At 60.0% G+C, this 20,884-nt stretch carries 20 protein-coding genes and 1 tRNA gene; 12 read left to right on the top strand and 9 right to left on the bottom strand.

From position 1 onward, the window contains the following. Nucleotides 1-88 precede the first annotated feature (88 nt). Nucleotides 89-176: transfer RNA gene (locus BLU78_RS07235), tRNA-Ser, on the top strand. A gap of 70 nt (nucleotides 177-246) precedes the next feature. Here the strand turns inward: BLU78_RS07235 and BLU78_RS07230 are convergent. The 6 genes from BLU78_RS07230 to BLU78_RS07205 all read right to left on the bottom strand — a co-directional run bounded on the left by BLU78_RS07230 (nucleotide 247) and on the right by BLU78_RS07205 (nucleotide 4,242). Then, a complete protein-coding gene (locus BLU78_RS07230) occupies nucleotides 247-861 on the bottom strand; it encodes a flavodoxin family protein (RefSeq protein ID WP_010262543.1) in 615 nt (204 codons plus the stop codon). A gap of 118 nt (nucleotides 862-979) precedes the next feature. Beyond that, nucleotides 980-1,213: a hypothetical protein gene (locus BLU78_RS07225; protein WP_020691887.1), complete on the bottom strand. Its 234-nt coding sequence runs from the start codon at nucleotides 1,211-1,213 to the stop codon at nucleotides 980-982. A gap of 104 nt (nucleotides 1,214-1,317) precedes the next feature. Further along, nucleotides 1,318-1,782 (bottom strand): hypothetical protein, encoded by a 465-nt coding sequence (locus BLU78_RS07220; RefSeq protein ID WP_010262537.1) that lies wholly within the window; start codon nucleotides 1,780-1,782, stop codon nucleotides 1,318-1,320. Continuing rightward, a complete protein-coding gene (locus tag BLU78_RS07215; RefSeq protein WP_044106430.1) occupies nucleotides 1,782-2,288 on the bottom strand; it encodes a hypothetical protein in 507 nt (168 codons plus the stop codon). Before BLU78_RS07215 ends, BLU78_RS07220 begins: the two co-directional genes overlap by 1 nt. Beyond that, nucleotides 2,285-3,001, bottom strand: coding sequence for a bifunctional demethylmenaquinone methyltransferase/2-methoxy-6-polyprenyl-1,4-benzoquinol methylase UbiE (gene ubiE / locus BLU78_RS07210; protein ID WP_010262530.1), 717 nt, complete (start codon nucleotides 2,999-3,001; stop codon nucleotides 2,285-2,287). Before ubiE ends, BLU78_RS07215 begins: the two co-directional genes overlap by 4 nt. Next, the gene (locus tag BLU78_RS07205) at nucleotides 2,998-4,242 is read right to left on the bottom strand and encodes an ABC transporter permease (RefSeq protein WP_010262526.1); all 1,245 of its coding nucleotides are present in this window, start codon (nucleotides 4,240-4,242) and stop codon (nucleotides 2,998-3,000) included. Before BLU78_RS07205 ends, ubiE begins: the two co-directional genes overlap by 4 nt. A gap of 229 nt (nucleotides 4,243-4,471) precedes the next feature. On the opposite strand from BLU78_RS07205, the gene BLU78_RS07200 reads away from it, so the two are divergent. From BLU78_RS07200 to BLU78_RS07180, 5 genes are read left to right on the top strand one after another with little or no spacing between them, the layout of a single operon-like run. Continuing rightward, nucleotides 4,472-5,221 carry an SDR family NAD(P)-dependent oxidoreductase gene (locus BLU78_RS07200; protein ID WP_010262524.1) on the top strand — a complete coding sequence of 250 codons (750 nt, stop codon included), beginning with the start codon at nucleotides 4,472-4,474 and terminating at the stop codon, nucleotides 5,219-5,221. 20 nt (nucleotides 5,222-5,241) lie between these two features. Beyond that, nucleotides 5,242-5,994, top strand: coding sequence for a zinc metallopeptidase (locus BLU78_RS07195; protein WP_010262522.1), 753 nt, complete (start codon nucleotides 5,242-5,244; stop codon nucleotides 5,992-5,994). Nucleotides 5,995-6,001: 7 nt separating this feature from the next. Further along, on the top strand, nucleotides 6,002-7,603 hold the full coding sequence (locus BLU78_RS07190) for an SGNH/GDSL hydrolase family protein (RefSeq protein ID WP_010262520.1): 1,602 nt from the start codon (nucleotides 6,002-6,004) through the stop codon (nucleotides 7,601-7,603). Further along, on the top strand, nucleotides 7,600-9,105 hold the full coding sequence (locus BLU78_RS07185) for an MBOAT family O-acyltransferase (protein WP_010262518.1): 1,506 nt from the start codon (nucleotides 7,600-7,602) through the stop codon (nucleotides 9,103-9,105). Before BLU78_RS07190 ends, BLU78_RS07185 begins: the two co-directional genes overlap by 4 nt. A gap of 7 nt (nucleotides 9,106-9,112) precedes the next feature. Then, the gene (locus tag BLU78_RS07180; protein WP_010262515.1) at nucleotides 9,113-9,757 is read left to right on the top strand and encodes a phosphatase PAP2 family protein; all 645 of its coding nucleotides are present in this window, start codon (nucleotides 9,113-9,115) and stop codon (nucleotides 9,755-9,757) included. Between the two features lie 28 nt (nucleotides 9,758-9,785). Here BLU78_RS07180 and BLU78_RS07175 read toward each other — a convergent pair whose 3' ends face one another. Next, a complete protein-coding gene (locus BLU78_RS07175) occupies nucleotides 9,786-11,333 on the bottom strand; it encodes a DNA/RNA non-specific endonuclease (RefSeq protein ID WP_010262512.1) in 1,548 nt (515 codons plus the stop codon). A gap of 183 nt (nucleotides 11,334-11,516) precedes the next feature. Between BLU78_RS07175 and lysS the strand changes: the two genes are divergently transcribed. The 6 genes from lysS to BLU78_RS07145 all read left to right on the top strand — a co-directional run bounded on the left by lysS (nucleotide 11,517) and on the right by BLU78_RS07145 (nucleotide 17,138). After that, entirely contained in the window at nucleotides 11,517-13,244 is a 1,728-nt protein-coding gene (lysS, locus tag BLU78_RS07170; RefSeq protein WP_010262508.1) for a lysine--tRNA ligase, read from the top strand. 23 nt (nucleotides 13,245-13,267) lie between these two features. Beyond that, the gene (tpiA, locus tag BLU78_RS07165; RefSeq protein WP_010262498.1) at nucleotides 13,268-14,026 is read left to right on the top strand and encodes a triose-phosphate isomerase; all 759 of its coding nucleotides are present in this window, start codon (nucleotides 13,268-13,270) and stop codon (nucleotides 14,024-14,026) included. A gap of 82 nt (nucleotides 14,027-14,108) precedes the next feature. Further along, on the top strand, nucleotides 14,109-15,299 hold the full coding sequence (locus BLU78_RS07160; protein ID WP_010262495.1) for a PHP domain-containing protein: 1,191 nt from the start codon (nucleotides 14,109-14,111) through the stop codon (nucleotides 15,297-15,299). Nucleotides 15,300-15,436: 137 nt separating this feature from the next. Next, nucleotides 15,437-15,901, top strand: a complete 465-nt coding sequence (locus tag BLU78_RS07155; protein ID WP_010262491.1) for a MaoC family dehydratase — start codon at nucleotides 15,437-15,439, stop codon at nucleotides 15,899-15,901. A gap of 147 nt (nucleotides 15,902-16,048) precedes the next feature. After that, a complete protein-coding gene (locus BLU78_RS07150; protein WP_010262488.1) occupies nucleotides 16,049-16,576 on the top strand; it encodes a hypothetical protein in 528 nt (175 codons plus the stop codon). Beyond that, nucleotides 16,548-17,138, top strand: coding sequence for a PepSY-associated TM helix domain-containing protein (locus tag BLU78_RS07145; RefSeq protein WP_044106426.1), 591 nt, complete (start codon nucleotides 16,548-16,550; stop codon nucleotides 17,136-17,138). The genes BLU78_RS07150 and BLU78_RS07145 overlap by 29 nt, the downstream gene beginning before the upstream one ends. Before the next feature lie 70 nt (nucleotides 17,139-17,208). Here the strand turns inward: BLU78_RS07145 and BLU78_RS07140 are convergent, their stop codons facing one another. Beyond that, the gene (locus BLU78_RS07140; protein WP_010262482.1) at nucleotides 17,209-18,240 is read right to left on the bottom strand and encodes a BACON domain-containing protein; all 1,032 of its coding nucleotides are present in this window, start codon (nucleotides 18,238-18,240) and stop codon (nucleotides 17,209-17,211) included. Nucleotides 18,241-18,276: 36 nt separating this feature from the next. Continuing rightward, entirely contained in the window at nucleotides 18,277-20,874 is a 2,598-nt protein-coding gene (locus BLU78_RS07135) for a zinc-dependent metalloprotease (protein WP_010262479.1), read from the bottom strand. Nucleotides 20,875-20,884: the final 10 nt, after the last annotated feature.

Here is a 20,884-nt window from a genome sequence, read left to right as displayed (position 1 = left end):
AAACCGGTCCGACACAGGGCTTTCCGCAGAAAATCGGGGTCGCCATTTGCAGAATCGGGAAATATTGCGTACTTTTGGGGCACCTTTCGGAAAGATGCAGGAGTGGTTGAACTGGCCCGCCTGGAAAGCGAGTAAACCCCTAAAGGGTTTCAGGGGTTCGAATCCCCTTCTTTCCGCAAAATTGATTTCCAAACGAAAGGGTTGCACTTTGTGCAACCCTTTTTGTTTTGGGAGCGGCGCAAATTCCTACCGGATGAAGCTCGTCACCACCCGTTCCTCGGGTTCCGGAAGCCCCGCCCCGGCCAGCAGTCCGGCCCGGAGCACGCGCGCCATGTTGCGCGCCAGCACCCGCATCGTCTGAAGTCCCTCGGCGTCCTGCGCCGCTTCGCCGGGAAGCCGTCCGTGGACACAGTTCCAATACTGCGACGAGACGACGGGCATGTTCGAGATCGTAAAGTATTTGTTCAGCCGGTCGAACGTCGCGCTCGCCCCGCCCCGGCGGCAGACGGCCACCGCAGCCGCGGGCTTGTAGGCCAGCAGGTTCCCGCAGGAGTAGAACAACCGGTCCAACAGCGCGCACAGCGATCCGTTCGGCCCGGCATAATAGACCGGCGACCCGACCACAAGGGCGTCGGCCCCGGCGAGTTTTTCACGCACTTCGTTGTAGAGCGCGTCTTTGAAGACGCAGCGGCCCAGTTCCGTGCACTTTCCGCAGGCGATGCACCCCTGCACGGCTTTGGCACCGATCGATACGATTTCAGCTTCGAGACCCTCGGCTTCGAGCGTACGGGCCACTTCCGAAAGCGCGATGAAGGTGTTCCCCTCGCGCCGGGGGCTTCCGTTGATAAGCAATACTTTCATGGCAGCTATTTTTAATAAGGACACTCCTTGCACTTACCGCGCCGGAGACACGGCTTTTATCTATAATGAAAAAGGGGGATTCTTTCGAACCTCCCTCACTCTCAAACCCAACCGGAAATTACTCAGCCTTCTCGCAGCAGGGCTTCTCGGCGCAGGCTTTCGTCGAATCGCACTTCTCGGCGCAGCAAGCCTTCGTCGAGTCGCATTTCTCGGCGCAGCAGGCGGCAGCCTCGGTCGTGGCGGCAGCAGCCTCGGCAGCAGCACCTTCAGCAGCCTTCTTGTTCGAATTACCGCAGCAGCTTACCATAGCGACGGCAGCCATAACGACAACAAAAGAGAAAATCTTTTTCATAGCGCTAAATGTTTAGAAATTAGTTGTTCAGTAACGCCGCAAAGATATATATTCGCCAGAAATAAGCAAAGAAAAAACGTATATTTTTCGAAAACGGACATTTCTTAGTCCAAAAGGTTCGAAATTGGAAATTCCACATTCTTCAGGAACGCTTTCGGAAAGGTTCCCGTCACACGGCCTTTCAGCATCACCACCTCCTCTTCGCTCAGGCAGTCCCCGACCGAAACGACGAAATAGGGAATCTTGTAGTCCATGTAAACCTTCACGTCGGGATAGGTCTCCTCGAAAAGTTTCTGGGCGGCAAAAGCCCCGTTGCGGGCTTCGGGCCCGTTGTCCGAAAAGATGCAGACGCGATGGCCGCGTATCTGCAACTGCTGTCCGGCGCGTGTTGCGTCGGCTACGGCGCGCGCGGCATCGCCGTGCTCCGTGACGGTCACCTGGGCACGGCCGAAAAGCGCGGCCCCGGCGACGGGTTCGGCCAGCCGTTGTTTGAAAGCGTCGAGCGACTGTGCGCGGAGCGAAACGGCCGCACACAGGAGCATCAGGGTAAGGATCGACAATCTGCGCATCACTTCAATTGATTTTTAACATCCTGCAACGTAAGGCCAAAGGTATTCAAAAATTCCGACAACGGCATCCTGTCGTGCGAAATTTTTACGGGCGCCGGGCCTCCGCGCCCTTCCAGGGCATAGGCGACGCCGATCTGCGAAAGGTCCCCCGCCTCGACTTTCCGGAGCAGCACGTAGAGCGCCAGCGGGTCGGATATTTTCACCCGCCACAGCGTCCGGAAACTGCCCGTCGTGCGTCGCGGCACTTCGACCGGCTCGCGCAGCACGATCGTCCCCACACGACCTCCGGCATAGTCAATGTCGATCTCGGCCATGCCGAGCTGCAGCTTGTAGCCCGTGTTGTTCATCACCCGCACGACCATCTCGGCGCCGGTCAACCCCTGGCGCTCGATCTTCTCGATCCCCTCGAAGCGGATGTTGCGCTGCGCCTTCTCGACGGCCCTGCGGCACGAAGTCGCCGACACCGCCGCCGCCAGCAGCAACAGGTATAACAAAAATTTTCTCATCGCTCTCCTATATATATTTGCGCGATCCCGAAACTCTGGCTTCTCGCCCGGCAATTGCGAAACCCCGCCTTTTCCATCATTCCCAGAAACTCCGCCGGGGCGGGAAACTCCCCGACCGAGGCCGGCAGGTATTCGTAGGCCCGTTTGTCGCGCGACACCAGCCCGCCGATGCGGGGCAGAATCTTGTAGGAGTAGAACTCGTACAATGCCCGGAACACCCGGTTGCGGGGCCGCGAGAACTCCAGGATAACGACTTTGCCCCCGGGTTTTATTGTGCGGGCGAGCTCGTGCAGTCCGGCCGCGAGGTCGCCGAAATTGCGCACTCCGAATGCGACGGTCGCCGCATCGACCGAAGCGTCGGCCACGGCGAGGTGCTCGGCATCGCCCCTTTCGAGGACGATGCGGTTGTCCAGCCCCCGGGCCTCGACCTTGCGGCGCGCCACGGCGAGCATCGCCTCCGAGAGATCGACCCCCATCACCTGCACGCCCTCGATCCGGCGCGCCATGGCGATCGCCAGATCGCCCGTGCCGGTCGCCACGTCGAGAATGCGGCGGGGTTTCGCGCGCCGCACCTCGTTCACCGCGCGGCGCCGCCAGATGCGGTCGATGTTTACCGAAAGCGTATGGTTCAGCAGGTCGTATCGCGGCGCGATGTTGTCGAACATCTCACGGACCTCCTCCTTTTTGGTCTGATCTGTGTTGTAGGGTTTCATTCGTATCTAATCGTTTCTTCGGGTTTCACGCCGGACACCACGGCCGTCGGGATCATCAGCAGGGCGACGATCGCGGCGATGAACCCGGCGTTCAGCGCCAGCCACCATCCCCACCCCAGCGACACGGGCACCTCCGAGAGCAGGTAGCCCTCCGAGCTGAGTTTTATTAAATGGGTCCACTTCTGCACCAGACACAGCCCCAGTCCGACGGCATTGCCCCACGCCAGTCCCCGCAGCGTGACGAAGCCCGCCCGCCAGAGGAAGATGCGCCGCAGCTCGCCGCTGCGCATTCCGAGGGCTTTCAGCAGCCCGATCATGCGGGTGCGTTCCAGCACCAGGATCAGCAGCGCCGAAGCCATGTTGAAGAAGGCCACAACCAGCATGATGACGATAATCACGGCGGCGTTCACGTCATGGGCCTTCAGCCAGTCGAAAATGTTGGCATAACGCTCCGTGACACTCGTCACCGCGAGGTTCTCGGTCCCCTCCTCGTCGTCGTAGAGCAGCGTCCGCCCGAGCGTGCGGGCAAAGGCCGCGGCGTCGCGCAGGTCGCGGGTCCGGATTTCGTAACCGGATATCTCGTCCGGCCCCCAGTCCGACAACCGCTGCACGTTGCGGATGTCCGTGACGACCACCATGCCGTCCATCTCCTCCATCCCCGAGGCGTAGACGCCTGCCACTTTGAAGCGGTCGCGGCGGGGCATTTCGCCCGGCTCGACGAAGAGCATCTCGACCTTGTCGCCCACCCCGAGCAGCAGCCTGTCGGCCAGCGAACGCGACAAGAGGATGTCTTTCGTGCGCACCGAATCGCCCACGCGGGGCAGCTCGCCGTCGACAAGCCATTCGCGGAAATAGGACCAGTCGTAATCCCCCTCGACGCCTTTGAGCATCACCTCGCCCACGGCGTCGGCCGTGCGGACGATGCCGCCCTTCACGGCATAGGGAGCCATCGCCTCGAAGCCGTCGGTCGCGCGGATCAGCTCCTCGAGGTGCGCGCTGCGGTGCACGGGTTCCGAATCGAGGGCGTTGACACCCCGCACGTCGGTCACCGAGACGTGGGCGGCGAAGCCCGTCATCTTGTGCGCCACTTCGCGTTTGAACCCCATGATGACGGCCATCGCGAGGATCATCACCGCCGCACCCAGCGCCACCGACACCACGGCGATGCGCTCCATCACCCCGGGCTTGTTCTCCGGGGAGGGCTTCGCCATACGGCGTGCGATGAAAAAGGCGAGATTCATGGCAGTTGTTTTGCAGAAAATTTATGCAAAGTAACATATAAATTTCGTATTTCGGGTGTCGTGACGACACTTTTATGAGTCGGAAGGTTTTACAAAGCCCCTGCAATCCGGTTTTGGAACAGTCCGGCTTTTTTGTACCGATTAACATCGTAACACCACTTTTATCATCCGGGAAGTATTTCGAAACCGCTCGTTTTTTCCTATCTTTGCGGCAAACAAAGGGTTCGATATGAAAAAGGAAGCTCTTATTACGGGTGCGACGTCGGGCATCGGACGCGCCGCGGCGCTCCGGCTTGCGAAAGAAGGATATGCCGTCACGGTCACCGGACGGCGTGCCGAACGTCTCGCGGCGCTGAAAGCCGAGATCGAAGCCGCGGGAGGCCGCTGCACGACGCTCGTGTTCGACGTGCGCTCCGAAGAGGAGGTGCGCCGGAACCTCGAACCACTCGGACGGGTCGACCTGCTGGTCAACAACGCGGGACTGGCCGCCGGACTGGAACACATCGACCAAGGCGACACCCGCGACTGGGACGCCATGATCGACACCAACGTCAAAGGGCTGCTGTACGTCACGCGCGTCATCGCCCCGAAGATGGTCGCCGCGGGCGGCGGGCATATCTTCAACATCGGCTCGATCGCCGGGACCGAAGCCTACGAGAACGGCGCGGTCTACTGCGCCTCGAAACACGCCGTGCACGCCATTTCGCAGTCGATGCGGGCCGACCTGCTGTCGGCCGGGATCAAAGTGACCGAAATCCGTCCGGGGATGGTCGAGACGGAGTTTTCCGAGGTCCGCTTCCACGGCGACAAGGAGCGCGCCGACGCGGTCTACACGGGCGTCGAGCCCCTCACCGGCGACGACATCGCCGAAGCGATCGCATGGGCAGCACAATTACCCGCGCACATGAACGTTAATGATATGGTACTGATGCCCGCCCAACAGGCCGGAGCCTATTACACGTACCGCAAAACAAAATAGAAAACGCTATGACATTTCCTATGATTGCACTGCTCCAGGCAGGCTATTACACCCAGGAGAGCGCCGGAATCAGCTACTCGGCCGCCACGATGGGCATGTTCGTGCTGATTATCGCCATCGGCGTCATCGGCTTCATCGTGCAGGCACGCCTGCAGTCGGTGTTCAAAAAGTATTCGAAGGTCCAGTTCCCGGGCGGACTGACCGGTGCCGAGGTAGCCGAGAAGATGCTGCGCGACAACAACATCCACAACGTAAAAGTGACGCACGTCGGCGGTCATCTCACCGACCATTTCAACCCGCAGACGATGACCATCAACCTGAGCGACTCGGTCTACTCGTCGACGAGCGTCGCCGCAGCGGCCGTAGCCGCCCACGAGTGCGGCCACGCCGTACAGCACGCGCAGGGCTATGCGCCGCTGGTATTGCGTTCGCAGCTGGTTCCCGTCGTGCAGTTCGCCTCGTCGGCCGCCACGTGGGTCATCATCCTGGGCCTGGTGATCCTGGCCTCGACGCAGAACGAACTCCTCTGCTGGATCGGCGTGGGCATGATCGCCATGTCGGCGGTCTTCTCGCTCGTCACGCTGCCCGTGGAGTACAACGCTTCGGCCCGCGCCGTGGAGTGGCTGCAGACCAGCCGCACGATGCAGGGCGCACAGCTCGCACAGGCCAAGGAAGCCCTCTCATGGGCGGCCCGCACCTACCTCGTGGCGGCGTTGAGCGCCATCGCCTCGGTCCTCTACTACGTCTTCCTGATCCTCGGAAGGCGCGACTAAACCGGCAATGAACTCCCCCGAAAAAGACTACACCCACCGCAGCTGGCTGGCTACCGCGGCGCTTATCGCAGTGCTCGTGGCCGTGGGCTTCATTCCCCCGCAGAGCGTCGGAGGCGTCAAACTGCGCCGTGCCAACATCCTCTCGGATGTCCTCGCCTTCGACGATGCGGCAGCGGCCGAACCGGTCGCCGAACCCGTCCTTTTCGACGAGGAGGATTTCCACGTCGACCTCGAAGCCGTCGCCGAACGCATCGAGGCAGACACCGCCCCGCGCGAGGCGCAGACCACCTACACATGGCTCATCCCTCAGGACAGCCTCCGCGGCCAACGGCCCGAGCCCGACTCGGCGCGCTTCACCGCGACGCCCGTCCCGATCGAGGATTACAGCGACAGCGGTCGTATCCGCGCCTTCTGCGACACGCTGCTCAACGCCCGGCGTCCGGTGCGCATCGCCTTCCTCGGCGACTCGTTCGTCGAGGGAGACATCCTCACCGCCGACCTGCGCGAACGGCTCCAGACGGCCTTCGGGAGACGGCCCGGCGGCGGCGCGGGATTCGCCCCGATGGCCTCGCCGCTGACGGCCTTCCGGCGCACGATCAAAACCCAGTCGAAAGGCTGGACAGCCTACAACATCATGCAGCGCAAGAGCGCCCCGGCCAATCTGCGCGGGAATTTCTATGTCTCGGGCTGGGTCTGCCAACCCACGGCGGGCGCATCGACCCGCTGGGAGAACACCGACTACCGCAAACTGCTCGACTCGTGCAACGGAGCGCGCATCTTCTTCCTCTCGCCCCGCGACAGCCGCGTCGAGGTGACGCTCAACGACACGGAACGCCGCGAGTTCGACATCTCGGGCGACAACGCCGTGCGCCAGATCGAGATCTCGGCCCCGCACATCCGCTCGCTCACCTTCAAAGTGCTCTCCGGCACGGAGGGATTCATCGGCTACGGCGCGGTCTTCGAAGGCGGCGGAGTCGTCGTCGACAACTACTCGGTGCGCAGCAACAACGGCCAGGCGATGTTCTGGACCAACCCGTCGGTCAACGCCCAGATCAACGCCCTCACGGGTTACGACCTGGTGATCCTCCAATACGGGCTCAACATCATGCAGTCGGGCGTAAAGAGCTACACCAACTATGCGGCGCAGATCGAAAAGATGGTCGCCTTCGTCCGGAGCTGTTTCCCCGACGCCGCGGTGCTGGTGCTGGGCGTCAGCGACCGCTCGACGAAGACCGACGCGGGTTTCGAACCGATGGACGCCATCCCTTACATGCTCGACTTCCAGCGCCAGGCGGCCCGGAACACGGGCGCGGCCTTCTGGCCCACGTGCGACGCCATGCGCGCACAAGGGGGCATGGAGCAGTTCGTAAAGAACGGCTGGGCCGGGAAGGACTACACCCACATCAACTACGCCGGAGGACGCCGCGTGGCGTGGGCGCTGTTCGACGCCCTCAACGCCGAGGCCTGCGCGCTCCATGCCGAACAGCGGGCCGCAGAGCTGCGCCGGCAGGCCGAAGCCGCAGTGCTGGACTCCCTGCAAACGGCGCGCATCGAGCGCAGGCTGCTGCCGGCCGTCGCCTCCCAACCGCTTAACACACCGACACGATGACACTCCCCGCGACAGACGGATTCTGGGACAAGGTGCAGGCGTTGCTGGCCTACGACGCTTCGTCGCCGCTGATTTTCAGCAGCGGGCTGTTCCTCTTCCTTTTTGCGGGGTTTCTGCTCATATACAGCGCTTTCCGCCGTGCGCCGACGGCCCGTATCGTCTATGTCATCGCCTTCTCGCTCTACTTCTACTACAAGTCGAGCGGCATTTATTTCCTGCTGCTCATCTTCGCCGCAGCGAGCGATTTCCTGATCGCGCAGGGCATCTACCGGGCCCGTTTCAAAGGCCTGAAACGCTGGCTGGTGGTACTGAGCGTCGCCGTCAACCTCGGCATGCTCGGCTATTTCAAATACACCAATTTCTTCATCGACATCTCCAACCAGTTGTTCGGACAGGGATTCCTGCAATTCCAGAACATCTTTCTGCCGGTCGGCATCTCGTTCTTCGTCTTCCAGTCGATGAGCTACACCATCGACATTTACCGCGGTCAGCTGAAACCCTTGTCCAACTGGTTCGACTATCTCTTTTACCTGTCGTTCTTTCCGCAGTTAGTGGCCGGCCCGATCGTCCGGGCCCGGGACTTCATTCCGCAAATCCGGCAGAATCCGATCGTCGTCACCCGCGAGATGTTCGGCACGGGGGTCTTCCTGATCCTCACGGGCCTGTTCAAAAAAGCGATCATCTCGGACTACATTTCGCTTAACTTCGTCGACCGCATCTTCGACGAACCGCTGCTCTACTCCGGATTCGAGTGCCTGATGGGTATTTACGGCTATGCGCTGCAAATCTACTGCGATTTCTCGGGTTACTCCGACATGGCCATCGGAATCGCCCTGCTGCTGGGATTCCGCTTCCCGAAGAACTTCGACGCCCCCTACAAATCGGCGACGATCACCGAATTCTGGCGGCGGTGGCATATCTCGCTCTCGTCGTGGCTGCGCGACTACCTCTACATCTCGCTGGGCGGCAACCGCAAAGGCCGCCTGCGGACCTACGGCAACCTGCTACTGACGATGCTGCTGGGCGGACTGTGGCACGGCGCGGCGGTGCGCTTCATCCTCTGGGGCGGCCTGCACGGCACGGCCCTGGCCCTGCACAAGCTGTGGATGTCGGTCGTCCCGGGCGCCAAGGCTTCCGGGGCCCAGATGCACTGGTGGAGCCGTGCGGCAGGCATCTTCCTCACGTTCAATATCGTCTGCTTCGGGTGGCTGATGTTCCGCGCCGAGTCGATGCAGACGGTTTCGCTGATGCTGCACCAGATTTTCGAGAATTTCAACGCCGCGATGATCCCGCAGGTTTTGACGGGCTATGCCGCGGCCTTTGCGCTGATCGCCGCGGGATATATCCTCCACCTGCTCCCGGGCCGGGTGGACGCCCTGGCACAAAGGATCGTGGTCCATGCGTCGCTGGTGCTGCAGGTCGTGATGGCCGCAGCGATGATCTGGTGCGTCATGCAGATCAAATCCAGCGACATACAGCCCTTTATCTACTTCCAATTTTAGGCAAGCGATGTACGACTTTGACCATCAACTGTTTCTCGGCCTGAATTTCGACGGCGGCCCCGTCGTGGACCGCCTGATGCTGACCGTCTCGGGCACGGCGATGTGGCTTCCGCTCTATGCGCTGATTCTCTGGCTCGTCTGGCGGCGCGGCGGATGGCGCAACGTCATCGTTTTCACGGTGCTGATGATCGCGGCGCTGGCCCTCTCGGACATGGTTTCGGGCATATTCAAAGGCAACGGAGTGCTGGGTGACCTGCTGCCGGGCTTCGAACCGCGCTGGCGGCCGATGTTCACCCCCTCGCTCGAAGGGCTGGACATCGCCCCCGACTCGCTGCGGGCGCTGCGCATGGCCGGCACGCCCGGTAACTGGACCGTGCACGTCCCGGTCGAGGCCGTGAGCGGCCGTTTCGGAACCGTCTCGGCCCATGCGGCTACGATCGTCGCGCTGGCCGTGCTGTCGGCCTCGGTGATCCGGCGGCGGTGGTTCACGGCGCTGATGCTCTTCTGCACCGTACTGATCTGCTATTCGCGCATCTACCTGGGCAAACATTTCCCGATGGACCTCGTGTGGGGCACGCTCGTCGGGGCGATACTGGGATGGGCCGCTTATCAGGCCTACCGGAAACTCACCCAAAAAAAGGAGCTGCAATAGCAGCTCCTTTTCGTTTTCGCCGACCGGGTCAGAATCCCCAATCGGCGGGATTGCAGGAGGCTTTGACACTCTCGTCCACATCCGGGAAGAAGGTGAACCCGGTCTTCTCCTCGATCTCTTTCACCGAGCGCAGATAGCTCTTATCGAGCGTCGGCGACGAAGAACCGCCGATCTGATCGGCATGTTCGAACCAGAAGCCCACAGCCTTCAGTTCCGAAGCTGCACACTCCTGAATCGGCTTTCTGAGGTTGCCGCTGCGGGTGCGCAACAACAATTTGTAATAATGGGTAGGCACGATGCACTCTTTCGAGTATCCGGGCACATAGTAACGCACCCGCGTATCGCCAGAACCATTCCAGCAACTCGCATCGCGGGCAACCATGTCATCGTTCTCGAAATAGGCTCCCGAAACACAGTAAAGCGTATCGGAGCAGACATATCTATCCAATATCCGCTTCTCGGCATCACCCCACACCTTGTCGAAAGCCGTGCGGCCCTGCGGCGAGATATTACCGGGATAGAAAGTCTGCGTATTGATCTCCGCCGGATTGTTCTTGTCGCCGCATCCCCGGTAACTCGACGCCAGCATGTGCCCGCGAATCCATTGCTTGTCGATGCTCTCAGAGTAAAGCGACATCGCCCGGTTGTTGTTCACCGCCAACGGATAGATGATCGCCTGCTCCGTCTCGGTCATCGAAGGATCGCGCGCCCACGGGTCCGTAGCAGGGCGCGTAGTGCCGCCCTCCTGATAGCAGGCGTGCTGCGGATGGGCGATCCACAACGGGCAATGACGCTGCGTATCGTAGCAATACGTATAATTGCGCAAATATTGTTTGGTGGTCACGGTCGAGGCCCAGAACGTGTGGATTTTCTTGCCGGTCATGTCGGCGGGCGTCGCAGGAAGTTCGGCCCAGCGGTATCCGGCCGTACCGGCGCAGGTGATCTCCACACGCTGCGTCTTGGCCCCGGCGCCTTCGCCCGCCGTGACGGTGAGCGTGCAGCGCACCCCTTCGGGTGCAGCCGTAACGGTGATCGTGCCGTCGCCCGTGCCGGATGCCGGCGCGAATTTCAATGCGGAATTGGGACACGACGCGCTCCACGAAGCGTTGGAAGTTACCGTGATGCGGTTAGCGCCCGCAGGGTTGAAGCGCAGCTCCGCGGGAGCGAGCGAGAGCGTCACTTCGGCAGGAGCCGCGGCACGGGTCACGGTGATGGTCTTGCCGGAGACCTTGCCCGAAGCGGTGCGCACCCCGATTTTGACGGACGTTCCCCGGGGCATCTCCTTCACCCGGAAGGTTCCGTTGCCGACGCCCGACGAAGGATCGGCCGTCACGGCCGCCGAGGCAGGTTCCCAGTAGACCTGCCACGCACCGTTGGCCATCACACGGACCGCATTGTTGGCGTCGTCGGTCTCATCGAAAGTGAAAGACCCGGATTCGATGGCGGCATAGGATTCGTCCGAGGAGTCGTCACCGCCGCAGGAGGCGAACAGAAGCAGGCAGGCTAAAAGAATCCCCGAAACCCGCGGGGGAGGGTATTTCAGCATGCAGCGCAGAAAGGAGTCGAGTTGTTTCATAGTCCGGATTTAAATTAGACAAGTTTAACAAAATTAGTCATAAACCGGAAATAAACAAATATCATACGTCCTTTTTCGAAACCCGTCCCGGGATGATGAGGCAGAATGCGGAAACAGTTGCTAATTTGCCTATTTTTCACTAATTTTGCAGGGTTACACGAGAAAACATCAAAAACATACGATATGGCACTCGAACTCAGCGAACAGGAACAGCTTCGCAGACAGTCGCTCACGGCGCTCCGTGAATTGGGCATCGAACCCTACCCCGCAGCCCGCTACGAGGTGACGGCCACGGCGCGCGAGATCGCCGACAACTACGACGACGCCAAAAAGAATTTCCAGGAGGTGCGCATCGCCGGACGCATCATGTCGCGCCGCATCATGGGCAGCGCCTCGTTCTTCGAACTGCAGGACCACACGGGCCGTATTCAGGTCTACATCCGCCGCGACGACATCTGCCCCGAAGGCGATCCGACGCTCTACAACACGGTCTTCAAAAAACTGCTCGACATCGGCGACTTCGTGGGCGTCGAGGGCTTCGCGTTCCTCACCAACACCGGCGAACTGTCGGTGCACTGCCGCCGTTTCACCGTGCTGTCGAAGTCGATCCGCCCGCTGCCCGTCGTCAAAGAGAAGGACGGCAGGACGTTCGACGCCTTCACCGATCCCGAGGTGCGCTACCGCCAGCGGTATCTCGACCTGATTGTCAACCCGCAGGTCAAAGATACGTTCGTCCGCCGCGCCAAAATCATGGCCACGATGCGTGAATTTTTCAATTCGAAAGGCTATATCGAAGTCGAGACCCCGATCCTGCAACCCATTCCGGGCGGCGCCTCGGCGCGTCCGTTCATCACGCACCACAACTCGCTCGATATCGACCTCTACCTGCGCATCGCCACGGAGCTCTACCTTAAAAAGCTGATCGTCGGCGGATTCGACGGCGTGTACGAGTTCGGCAAGAACTTCCGCAACGAGGGCATGGACCGCACGCACAACCCCGAGTTTACGTGCATGGAGATCTACGTGGCCTACAAGGACTACCTCTGGATGATGGAGTTCACCGAGCAGATGCTCGAACGGGTGGCCGTGGCCGTGAACGGCACCACGGAGCTGACGATCGACGGCAAGGCGGTCTCGTTCAAAGCCCCGTTCCGCCGCCTGACGATGACCGACGCCATCCGCGAAAAGACCGGTTACGACATCACGGGCCGCTCGGAAGAGGAGCTGCGCGAAGCCTGCAAGCAGCTCAACGTCGAGGTCGACGAGACCTACGGCAAGGGCAAGCTGATCGACGCCATCTTCGGGCAGTACTGCGAGGAGGAGCTCATCCAGCCCACCTTCATCACGGACTATCCGCGCGAGATGTCGCCGCTTTGCAAGCGCCACCGTTCGAATCCCGACCTGACGGAGCGTTTCGAATTGTTCGTCAACGGCAAGGAACTCTGCAACGCCTACTCCGAGCTGAATGACCCGATCGACCAGTTGGAGCGTTTCCAGGAGCAGCTGCGGCTCTCGGAAAAGGGCGACGACGAGGCAATGTTCATCGACATGGATTTCGTGCGCGCGCTGGAATACGGCATGCCGACCTGCTCGGGAATGGGCATCGGCATCGACCGCCTGACGATGTTCATGACCGACCAGACGTCGATCCAGGACGTGCTGTTCTTCCCCCAGATGCGCCCCGAGAAGAAGGTCGTGAGCGATCCCGTGGAGGCCTACACCGCCATCGGGGTCCCCGAAGAGTGGGTTCCGGTGATTCAGAAGATGGGCTACCTGACGGTCGAGTCGCTGAAAAAACTCGCCCCCGGGAAATTCTTCAACGACCTGTGCGGGTTCAACAAGAAGAACAAGCTCGGGCTGAAAGCCCCCTCGATCGACGAGGTAAAGAAATGGTGTACTGAAGAGAACTAATTCACTATAAAACATTCAGGAAAATGAGAAAGAAAATTGTTGCCGGCAACTGGAAGATGAACACGCTTCCCGCCGAAGGTGTCGAACTGGCCAAAGGCGTCGTAGCAGGCCGCGGAGAGGTTTGCTCGTGCGTGAACTTCATCGTATGCCCGCCGTTCACCCATCTGTCGATGGTGGCCGAGGCCCTGAAGGGTTCGGACATCGCACTCGGCGCACAGGACTGCGCAACGGAGGCCAAAGGCGCCTACACGGGCGAAATCGCCGCGTCGATGATCGCCGCACTGGGTTGCAAGTACGTGATCCTCGGCCACTCGGAGCGCCGCCAGTATTACGGCGAGACCTCCGCAACGCTCAACAAGAAGATGGCGCAGGCTTATGCCAACGGACTGGTTCCCATCTACTGCGTAGGCGAGAACCTCGAAGAGCGTGAGGCCGGCAAGCACTTCGACGTGGTGAAAGCCCAGATCGAGGAGGTGGTTTACAACCTCACCGAAGAGCAGTATAAGGAGCTGGTGATCGCCTACGAGCCCGTATGGGCCATCGGCACCGGCAAGACCGCAACGGCCGAGCAGGCACAGGAGATTCACGCCTACATCCGCACGGTGTTGGCCGCCAAGTTCGGCGCCGCAGCCCAGGAGACGGCGATCCTCTACGGCGGTTCGTGCAAGCCTTCGAACGCAGCCGAGATCTTCGCCAAGGAGGATGTCGACGGCGGCCTGATCGGCGGTGCAGCCCTCAAAGCCGAGGATTTCCTCGCCATCGGCAAGGGATTCTCGAAGTAATTCCGCGACAGCGAACAATCACCGAGAGAGGCCCTTCATTAAGGACCTCTCTTGTTTTATACCAACCGAAAACTACCAACCCATGAAAAAACCGCTGCTTCTCATCATCGCCCTCACGGCAACATGCGCCGTGAGCGCACAGGGCTACTATACCGACGCCCACAATCCCGACATCACGCGCCACACCGAGCGCATCGCCCCGCAGCGTATGGAATTCGTGCTGCCCGAGGTGAACGGCTACACCGCCTACAAAGCCGACCTGCACACCCACACGATCTATTCGGACGGCGACTGCACGCCCGAGTTCCGCGTGCGCGAAGCGTGGTACGACGGTCTGGACGTGTTGGCGATCACCGATCACGTCGAATACCGCCGCCACGAAGGCAAGATGCTGCACTTCCTGAAAGGCTACGTCCCCGAAGGCACCGAGGCCTTCAACAACAACGTCATCCGGAAAGCGGCCGACGAACGGGGCATCCAGACCGACCTGAACCTCCCGGTAAGGCTGGCACAGGAGACAGCCGTGAAATACGGCATAACCATCATCCCGGGCGCTGAAATCACCCGCGAACCGCTCGCTTACGGCCACTACAACGCTCTTTTCACCGCCGACAACAACGCCCTTTACGACGTCGACGCCCTGCAATCGCTCCGCAACGCCAAAGCGCAGGGAGCGCTGGTGATGCACAACCACCCGGGCTGGCGGCGCAAGAGCCTCGAGCACCCCGAATTCGAGGTCAAAGCCTACGGCGAAGGGCTGATCGACGGCATCGAGATCATGAACGGCGCGGAGTTCTACCCCAAGGCCATCGCACGCGCACACACCCGGAAGCTGTTCGTCTCGGCGAACACCGACATCCACGACTCTGCGGCCGAAACCTACCGCATACAGGGCCACCGCCGCAACATGACGCTGATTTTCGCCCGTGACAACTCGCCCGAGGCATTGCGCGAGGCGATCGAGGCGCACCGCACGCTGGCCTATTCGTTCGACACGATTGCCGGCGACGAACAGCTGATGAAAGATCTTTTCGCGGCATCGGTCAAAACGAAGGTACTCTACACCGATCCGAAAAACGGCCAACGTACAGTGAGCCTCACGAACAACACCTCGGTACAGTACTACCTCCGCTTCCCGGGACAGAATCCGGTCGTGCTCAAACCTTTCTCAGCCATCACGACGACCGTAGGCCGGGACAAACCGCTCCGCTTCACCGTCGAGAACATGTGGCACTCCGAAAAAGACCATCCCCGAATCGAGGTGAATCTGTAACCCCGGCACCATCGAATCCCCGGCTCCACCGAGACCGGGGATTTTTCATACTGCCCGCAAAAGTGTTCAATATCGCATCACGGGCGGGCGGAACGAACATTTTTCGTATCTTTGGTACCGTAACGACACTATTCGACATGAGCCGACTGATTATCAACAATTTCGAAGAATTCGCGCAACTCGAAGGAGAGGAGTTGGGCGTTTCGGACTACCTGAAAATTACGCAGGAGCAGATCGACCTTTTCGCGGATGCGACCCTCGATCACCAATGGATCCATGTGGACCCGGAGCGGGCGCGGCGAGAGAGTCCCTACGGCTCCGCCATCGCGCACGGATACCTGACGCTCTCGGTCCTTCCCCACCTTTGGGCGCAGGTCGTACAGGTGAACAACGTGAAGATGATGGTCAACTACGGCATCGAGAAACTGCGTTTCAACCAGCCTGTGCTGGTCAACGACGAGGTCCGGCTGCGCGCCGCCCTGCAGTCGATCTCGAACCTCCGCGGGGTCATCAAAACCGAAATCCGGGTGTCGCTCGAGATCAAAGACCGCCCCAAGAACGCCTTCGAAGCCACGGTCGTATTCCTCTACCATTTCCAATAGCCGGAAAATAACAGGCCGAGCCCTCAAAAGCTACGGTTCCAACTTGTGCATTCGGCCGTAAATCGTTATCTTTGTATTTTAAACCTGCGCTCGGGCGGAGGATTCCTCCGGGTTCCTCTCCTCCCGGCCAAAACCGATTTCATAAAAATGAAACACCTCTTCATCCTTCTGCTGGCCGCACTCTCCGTAACGGCCTGCAACCGCACCGGCAATGCCGGAAACGAAACCCTGACGGTCGACGAACTGCTCGCCACGGCCGATGCGCTAATAGGCGACACCGTACGCGTGGAAGGTCTCTGCGTCAGCACTTGCGGCCACGGCAGCACCCACATTACCCTGATGGGCAGCGACACCACACAGATGGTCGAAGCATTGGCCGACGAGCACATGCAGTCATTCGACCCGATGATCTCCAACCGCACGGTCGCCGTCGAGGGTGTCGTGGCGGAACAACGCGTCGAGCTGCCGTTCCTCGATGACTGGGAAATGCGCCTTGACGCCAGCATCGAGGGCGGCAAGGGCAATCCCGAGGCCGTAGCGATGCTCAAAGACCAAATCCGCGAACTCCGCGACTCGATCACCTCCCGCCGTGCACGCGAAGGCAAGGAGTACTGGAGCATTTACCGCATCGAAACTTTCGCCTGCCATGCCATCGACGACGAAGCCGGGCGCTAAACGAGGCCCATTGTTTCGCCGGTGGGCACGGATCATTCACCGCGACCTCTCCTATTTCTTCGCAGGCGTAGTGGTTGTCTATGCCGTATCGGGTATTGTGCTGAACCACAAACGCGACTTCAACAGCAACTACTCGGTTCGCCGGACCGAGTTGCAGATGCCGGGCGTCTATCCCGCCCCGGCTGAAACGAGTCGTGAACAAGCCGAGGAACTGCTCCGCACGGCCGATACCGAAGCGCGCTACGCAAAACACTACGTCAGTGGTGAGCATCGGGTAAAGGTCTTTGTAGCCGGAGGCTCCGTGCTCGAAGTGGATATGCAGAACGGCCGTGCCGTCTACGAAAAACTGACAAAAAGGCCTGTCATCAGTTCGATGAATCGCCTGCACTACAATCCCAGCCGGTGGTGGACCCGTTTTTCCGACCTGTTCGCCGCATCGCTGCTCATCATCACGCTCACGGGGCTGGTGATGGTCCCGGGCCGCAACGGACTGCGGGGCCGCGGCGGCATCGAACTCGCAGCGGGTATTGCCGTGCCGATACTGTTCCTGCTCTTCCTGTAAAGCAGACAAACGCAAAGCGGGGGCGGTCGTTCGATACGACCGCCCCCGCCTACTTTCAGGTACGGGGTGCTTATACTCCGGCCTGCGTCACTTTCATACGGAACAACTCCTTGTCATTCTCTCCCACCAGGATCACATCCAATTTGCGTTCTGCACCGGTCTTGTTCTCCGAGACGGCATAAATCACCCATGCTCCCCTACCATAGTAAGATTCTATCCAGGCGTCAGTCACCTCGGTCTCAGTTCCTACAGCAACCACCTTCACCGAGCACTCTCCGTTCGCTTCGACACCGAACTCCTGCTTTTTCGCAGAGCTGAACTCATCCTTAGCAAAATTGACCCCATAGGGCGACGTCAGCACATTTGCCCAATCAGCATCATAGATTGTAACCGATGTTGCCAAAGGCGCATCCTGACTAATGTAGATCGTAATGGGTTCCGCATTGCCTGCCGAGACAGTCACGGAAGCGCCGCTCTGCATCATACCCTGCGTATTGGGCAGGAAAGTGACTACCAGAGCATCCCCGCTGCCACCCGAAGCGGTTTTGAGTGTGCAATAGGGTTCGTCGCCATAGCCGGGGTCGAGCTCGGCGGTCCAAAGGTGCGCATTGGTGGTTACCGTGGTTACGGTTACATCCCCGCCCGCTGCAGGAGCGGTAAAGAAATAACCATATTCTCCCTCCAGGTCGATCGACAGGGTTGCATCCACCGGTTCGGGGAAATCCTGCGTCACGGTAAATTCAACGGGAGTTACCGTTCCGGCCGAAATGCGATATTTGGCCGTACGCACCGCAGTGGTCAGATTGTTTGCGGGAGCCACTTTGATCTGGGAGGCGCTCTGGATCGTCACCACGCACCACTCGGCCTTCGATTCGCCCTCGGCCAACACCTGCTCGACGGTGACCGTCGAAGCGTCGGTGTCGAGCGCAATGACCTGCGCCTCGGGGGAGGTCGCCACGAAGGTCAGCGCAGCCTGTGCGGGATCAGCCAGCGCAAGTTTGGTCACAACGGGCTGGTCGTCGCCCCCGTCGTCATCGGAACATCCGGCAAATGTCAACGCAACCAGTGCGAACGCCGGGATCAGGAATTTTACCTTTTTCATAACCTAACGAATATTAAATATTGATAGAATAACAAATTATTTCACGTTGTCGAACGCCGCCTCGATCTTCAAGATCTGGTATTCGTAGAAATCACGCGTGCGGGCATCGCCCGAACTCCGGCGCTGCTTATAGAGGTTCAGCACCCGGCGCAGCGTAGCCGTATAGAGCGGTTGTCCGACCTGTGCCGAGAGCGAAGGCCCCTTCATGTCGTGACGGTAATAGGAGATTTCTCCGGCCGAAGCGTGGTCGTGGCGGCATTCGGGATGGTTGCAGACAAACGGAGGCAGTGCCTCGTCGGCCATGCGCACCAACAGGTCGGTCCCGTCGTCCGTGAGTCCCTTGCCCAGTTGGAGCGCCGTACCCGAAGGGCCCGTCAGGCCGCTGTTTTTGAGCAGTGCGGCTACGGCGGCGCCCTGCAGATTCATCTCTTCGATGGTCAGCGAACCGCCCCGGACAGCCGATGCGAAGACCGTGTTGTAGGCATCGCTCAGGTAAGTGTCCACGCGGTAGATACCTTTCTGGCCCGAGCGCTCGCCCTGATAGATGCTGCCCAGGGTCGCAGGGCTGAAAATCTTGCCGGCAATGCCCGAGGTGGCGTTGTCGAGGATCGTGGAGGGCTGGCCCAGTTTGTCCATCAACTCCTGGGGCAGCAGCCACGCACGTGCCGTAAGCACCTGATCGACCAGCCATTTCATGGCTTGCTTCTGCCGTTCAGCGGGGATATAGCTCAGGGCACGCAGCTGGCGTCCGTCCTGCACGAGGTCCTTGTACTCCACGCCGCCCAGATAAGGCATCACGTGCATCAAATAGCGTGTGTACTGGCCGATCACAGCGGCGTACATCGACTGAATATCCTTATAGTCGCGGTTCTCCTCAGCAAACCAGTCGCAGATGTTAGCGATGATGTATTTACAGTTCTCGACACCGTAATTGCCCGCTTTGATATGGTCGTTGCCCAGGTCCTCCGACTGGTCGGTGGGGTCGAGCGTCAGGAAAATCTGCTGTGCGCCGAACTCGTACATCGGATCGTCGCGCTTCGCGGCCAGCAGGTCGTTGAGCAGCGGCAGCTCCTCCTCGGCATCGCGCGTCTTCTCGAAGATACGGTAGCCCCAGTTGATGGCGTGGATGTCGTAAACACCGATCAGGGGCGGCACCATCCGCACGCCGCGCTCGAAATCGCCGCGCTGGGCGACATAGTTGTTGCGCGCATAGTCCATGATCGAGGGAGTCGTGCCGTATTTCTGCGTGAACGACGGACTGCGCAGCGAGTCCACCGGGAAGGAGTAGCTCGCACCCATGTTGTGCATCAGACCCAGCGTGTGGCCCACCTCGTGAGCGGCCACGTAGCGCAGCGACTCGCGCATCACGTCGTCATCGAAAACCTGCTTGCGCACGCGCGGATCGACGGCTCCCGTCTGGGCGAAACGCCAGTTGTGCACCAGCGAAATAACGTTGTGGTACCAGATGACGTCGGCCACCAGGATCTCGCCCGTGCGGGGATCGGTGTAGCTCGGTCCCATGGCGTTGGCTACGTCGGTAACGGCATAGCGAATGCAGTTGTAGCGAATGTCATCGGGATCGAACGACGGATCGTCGGGATAGTCGCGGGCCTCCATCACGTTTTTGAAACCGGCGGCTTCGAAAGCCGTATTCCAGTCCTCGACGCCCTGCTTCACCACCTCGCGCCACTTGTCGGGAAAGGCGTTGTCGACGTAGAAGACGATCTTGCGCTCCGGCTCGACCAGCTCGCCGCGGTAATATTTCTCCCACTCGCCCTCTTTCGGTTCGATACGCCAGCGATGGATCATCTCATGCGTCAGCAGTTTGTCCTTCGACGAGGTGTAGGTGTAATATTTCGAGCTGAAATAGCCCACGCGGTTGTCCTGCCAGCGAACCTTCATCGGCTCCTCGGGCAATTCGAGGATCGACCGCCGCACGGTCACCGTATAGCCGTCCGGCTCGGAGGTGTAATTGAGGATACTGGTGATCTCGAGGTTCTTTTCGAAAACTTTGACCTCTTTGAGTTTCGACCCGGAGGCATCGTACGTCGCACTCATCTCGCCCGGAACCATCGGACTCTGGCGGATCGGCGTGAGCAGCTTGTCGTTCGACACGAAGAACGTGGTCACATCGATCAGCAGCGTATCGTTGCGGGAAGCTTTGATTTTGAAGGTCCGGGTGATGGGGTCCTGCACGTTGCGGCGGAACGACTTTTCGATGGGATCGTTCGGAGCCACGCGCTCCCAGTGGTTGACCTTGTGGAGGTAGACGTTCGAGGTGTCGGCCGAGAAGCGGATCATGAACGGATCGCCCAACATCTGTCCGGCCACGAAATTGGAGTTCTGGCTGATCTCCGAGATCCGGTTGGCCAGCAGGTAGTTGGCTTTGAGATTCCGGGGCGTGACGGCCAGCAGCAACTCGCCCTTTTTCGTCAGGTAGTAGTCGAACAGACCGCTTCCTTTCTGGGCGCCCTTGACAGCCTTGTCAAATTTGTCCTCTTTTTTGACGGAATCCGTTTTTTCCATCTTCGCGGCCTTCTTTTTCTTATTGGAAAAAGGCCACATCTGCTCCGCATGCAACGGGCTGCATGCCAGGAGCACGGCGGTAGCAGCCAGAATCAATTGTTTATTCATATTTATCGGG

The organism is Alistipes timonensis JC136 (genome assembly GCF_900107675.1).
GTDB classification, from domain to species: Bacteria; Bacteroidota; Bacteroidia; order Bacteroidales; family Rikenellaceae; genus Alistipes; species Alistipes timonensis.
This window is presented reverse-complemented; position numbering and strand designations above follow the sequence as displayed.